We start from the raw sequence: 4,084 nt of genomic DNA, 5'->3' as shown, positions 1-4,084 counted from the left end.
GCGGACGAGGTCCGCGCCCGAGACCCGTGTTCAGAGGCTGAGCGTGGTCGCGCGCCCGGTTTCTTACCGTGCGTGGGATTCGGCAGTGGTGTCAGTCCGCAGCAGTGTTCACGGACTGACCGTCGTCGCGCTCAGATGCACCAGACGAGTGCGGCGGACCCGAGCGGGACGCTGAAGCAAAGGGCAACCGAGCCAAGGGCGGGCGTAGCGGCCACGGTGTCGCTCGCGGAGGCGGCGGGGGCCGCGAAGACTCCGACAGTCAGGGCGATTGCGGTCGCGGCGAGGGTTTTCGTGATCTTGGTGGACATTGTGCTCACACCTTTGAGTGGGACGAACCTTCGGTCGAGCCACCCCTCATGGCTCCCAACCATCGTCCGCCCGAGGCCTCGCCGCGCACAAGGGTCCGGCAGCCGGATGCTGTCAGTGGACCCCGCGCATCATCCGGCTGATCCACGGCGAGAGCAGGATCATCACGACGCCGACCGAGATCGAGGCCGCGCCGACCCAGGTGAAGTACGGCGCCTCGTCGTTCTCGTTGTAGTACTTCGCCAGGGTGCCTGCCATCGACGACCCCAGCGCCACCGACAGGAAGAACAGCGCGACCATCTGGGTGTGGAATGCCTTGGGCGCCAACTTGGTCGACAGTGAGAGCCCGACGGGGGAGAGGAACAACTCGGCGAAGGTGAACAGCAGCAGGATGAACATCAATCCCAGCAGTGGGGTGCTGTTCGGCCCGCCACCCGCGAACGGTAGGAACGCGAGGAAGGCCAGACCCATGATGATGGTGCCCGCCGCGAACTTGAGCGGCGAGGACGGCTGGCGGGGGCCGAGCTTCGTCCAGATCGCCGCGAACACGCCCGCGAAGATGATGATGAAGACCGGGTTGATGGACTGCACCCAGGAGGCCGGGAAGTCCCAGCCGAACAGGTTGCGGTCCAGGCGCTTGTCGGAGTAGATCGCAACGACGGTGAACTGCTGCTGGAACAGCGACCAGAACGCGGCGCTGGCCAGGAACATCGGGATGAAGGCGATGACGCGGCTGCGCTCGGTGCTGGTGATCTTCTTGCTGGTCAGGATCACCAGGAAATAGGTGATCGACGCGACGATCGTCAGGCCGACGACCACGTCGGAGAGGTTGTCGGTGGTGATGAGCCCGATCAGGCAGAGCGCGACGATCGCGAGGATCGCGACGGCGCCGATGGCCGCGTACCGCAGTCGCTGCGCGTGCGGCATCGGGTTCAGCGGCCGCTCCCCGATCCCGGCGAGCCGCTTGCGGCCGAGCGTGTACTGGATCAGGCCGAGCGCCATGCCGATCGCGGCGAGCGCGAACCCGACATGGAATCCCCACTCCTTCTGCGCCCACCCGGTCAGCAGCGGGCCGACGAGGGCGCCCAGGTTGATGCCCATGTAGAAGATCGAGAACCCGGCGTCGCGGCGGTCGTCGTTCTCGGCGTACAGGTCGCCGACCAGGGACGTGGCGTTCGCCTTGAGTCCACCGCTGCCGACGGCGATCGCGATCAGGCCGACCCCGACGCCCGCCAGCCCCGGGATGGCGGCAAGGGCGATGTGGCCGCACATGACCAGGACCGCGCTGTAGAAGAGGGTGCGCTCGGATCCCAGGATGCGGTCGGCGATCCAGCCACCGAGGATCGTGGAGAGGTAAACGGTGCCGCCGTACGCGCCTACGATGCTGGTCGCGGCCGCCTGGGAGATGCCGAGCCCGCCGTCGGCCACCGAGTAGTACAGGTAGTAGATGAGGATGCCCTGCATCCCGTAGAACGAGAACCGCTCCCACATCTCGACGCCGAACAGGTTCGCGAGCGCCACTGGCTGGCCGAAGAAGCCGTGGTCGGCCTTGGGATCACGGGGCGGCGAAGTGAGTTCGCTCACCGCCAAATTTTCTCATGAGTGGGTGGTCAGGGGCGGGACTCGAAGCCAAGTTGTTAGGCGACGGTGGAGCGCTTCCCGACCGCGGCATAGATCGCGCGCCAGCCAAGCAGGAACGCCGCCAGCACGCTGGTCGCGACGATGATGAAGCTGAACGCGGTTCCCTGACCGCTGATGACCCGCAGGATCATCCCGACCACCACCGTGCTCAGCCAGATGATCACCCCGGCCGGAACCACCGAGGCCGGGAGCGACTTGTTGCGGTACAGCGCCTCGTTGGCCAGCCAGCCGGCCGCCAGCCCGCCGAGAAACGGCCACGCCGTGGTCGCCAGACCGGCGAGGGCGTTCGCCTCGTCGTGGCTCCGTCGGCCGATCGCGCAGAACACGACCACCAGGACGATGTCGACGGCCAGGACGGCCAGGACGGGCGGGCGCTTGTTCACGGATCCAGGGTAAGCCGCGGATCTCCCGGCGCCGAACCGGGATGTTCCCTCTGACTGGGACAACGATGTGATGCAGGTCTCGCGGCCGCCTACCTTGGGCATACCAAGACGGTCCGGTCGAACCGACGAATGCCGCCCTGGCGGGCGGCGGTGTGTGAGAGGTGCAGAGATGGTGCAGTGGAACGAGACGTGTGACGTGCTGGTGGTCGGGTCGGGTGGCGGCGGCGTCACCGGCGCCTACACCGCGGCCCGCGAGGGCCTGGACGTGATCCTGGTTGAGGCCACGGACAAGTTCGGCGGCACCACGGCGTACTCCGGCGGCGGCGGGGTGTGGTTCCCGTGCAACCCGGTGCTCAAGCGCGCGGGCACCGACGACACCATCGAGGACGCGCTCGAGTACTACCACGCCGTCGTCGGCGATCGCACGTCTCGTGACCTGCAGGAAGCGTACGTCCGCGGCGGCGCCCCGCTGATCGAGTACCTGGAGCAGGACGAGAACCTCAAGTTCGAGATGCTGCCCTGGCCGGACTACTTCGGCAAGGCTCCCAAGGCGCGCCTGGACGGACAGCGGCACATCATGCCGTCGGTGCTGCCGGTGGCCGAGGCCCCCGAGCTGCGCGACGTCGTGCGCGGCCCGCTGGACGTCGACCGGCTCGGAGCCCCCGCGCCCGACGACTATTTCATCGGCGGCCGGGCGCTGATCGCCCGCTTCCTGAAGGCGATCGAGAAGTACCCGAACGCCACCCTGAACCTGAACACCGCGCTGGTGGAGCTGGTGGTCGAGGACGGCGCCGTCGTGGGTGCCGTCGTCGAGCGCGACGGCGAGCGGATCGCGATCTCTGCCCGCAAGGGCATCGTCCTCGCGGCAGGCGGTTTCGAGGGCAACGACGAGCTGCGGCAGAAGTTCGGGGTGCCGGGCGAGGCCCGCGACACCATGGGCCCGTGGGCGAACCTCGGCAAGGCGCACGAGGCAGGCATCGCTGCCGGTGCCGACACCGACCTGATGGGCGAGGCCTGGTGGTCGCCGGGCATGACCCACCCGGACGGACGCTCCGCGTTCGCGCTGTGGTTCACCGGCGGCATCTTCGTCAACCAGGACGGCAAGCGGTTCGTCAACGAGTCCGCGCCGTACGACCGGATGGGTCGCGACATCATCGCCCAGATGGAGGGCGGCACCGCCACGCTGCCGTACTGGATGGTCTACGACAACAAGGAAGGCGAGGTGCCGCCGGTCAAGGCCACCAACGTCTCCATGGTCGAGGCCGACAGGTACCAGGCCGCCGGCCTGTGGCACTCCGCGGACACCCTCGAGGAACTCGCGGAGAAGATCGGCGTGCCTGCCGAGAGCCTGGTCGCCACCGTCGCGCGCTTCAACGGGTTCGTCGCCGACGGCGTCGACCCGGACTTCGGTCGCGGCGACGAGGCCTACGACCGGGCGTTCTCGGGCGGCGAGCCGCCGCTGGTCACCATCGACCAGGGGCCGTTCCACGCGGCCGCGTTCGGCATCTCGGACCTGGGCACCAAGGGCGGTCTGCGCACCGACACCGCGGCGCGGGTGCTCGACCAGTCGGGCAACCCGATCCGGGGCCTGTACGCCGCGGGCAACACGATGGCGGCGCCGAGCGGCACCGTCTACCCCGGCGGCGGTAACCCGATCGGCACCAGCATGCTGTTCAGCCACCTCGCCGTGCTGGACATGGCCGCGGGCAGCTAGAAACGCGAGAACGCCCCCGTCGCGACCCCAGGAGTTGGGT

General features: G+C 68.4%; 4 protein-coding genes. 1 reads left to right on the top strand and 3 read right to left on the bottom strand.

Annotated features, from left to right (window positions below; all coding sequences use genetic code 11):
* Positions 1 to 131: 131 nt before the first annotated feature.
* The 3 genes from ACWFRB_RS26175 to ACWFRB_RS26165 all read right to left on the bottom strand — a co-directional run bounded on the left by ACWFRB_RS26175 (position 132) and on the right by ACWFRB_RS26165 (position 2,330).
* On the bottom strand, positions 132 to 308 hold the full coding sequence (locus tag ACWFRB_RS26175; RefSeq protein WP_027502587.1) for a hypothetical protein: 177 nt from the start codon (positions 306 to 308) through the stop codon (positions 132 to 134).
* 112 nt (positions 309 to 420) lie between these two features.
* Positions 421 to 1,890 carry a peptide MFS transporter gene (locus ACWFRB_RS26170; protein ID WP_452644232.1) on the bottom strand — a complete coding sequence of 490 codons (1,470 nt, stop codon included), beginning with the start codon at positions 1,888 to 1,890 and terminating at the stop codon, positions 421 to 423.
* A 53-nt stretch (positions 1,891 to 1,943) separates the two neighbouring features.
* Positions 1,944 to 2,330 carry a DUF3054 domain-containing protein gene (locus ACWFRB_RS26165; protein ID WP_452644230.1) on the bottom strand — a complete coding sequence of 129 codons (387 nt, stop codon included), beginning with the start codon at positions 2,328 to 2,330 and terminating at the stop codon, positions 1,944 to 1,946.
* A 169-nt stretch (positions 2,331 to 2,499) separates the two neighbouring features.
* On the opposite strand from ACWFRB_RS26165, the gene ACWFRB_RS26160 reads away from it, so the two are divergent.
* Entirely contained in the window at positions 2,500 to 4,044 is a 1,545-nt protein-coding gene (locus ACWFRB_RS26160) for an FAD-binding protein (protein ID WP_452644228.1), read from the top strand.
* Positions 4,045 to 4,084: the final 40 nt, after the last annotated feature.

The organism is Rhodococcus sp. NPDC055112 (assembly GCF_053607505.1).
Note: the sequence above shows the minus strand (reverse complement) of the source record. Positions and strands in the feature narration are given on the sequence as shown.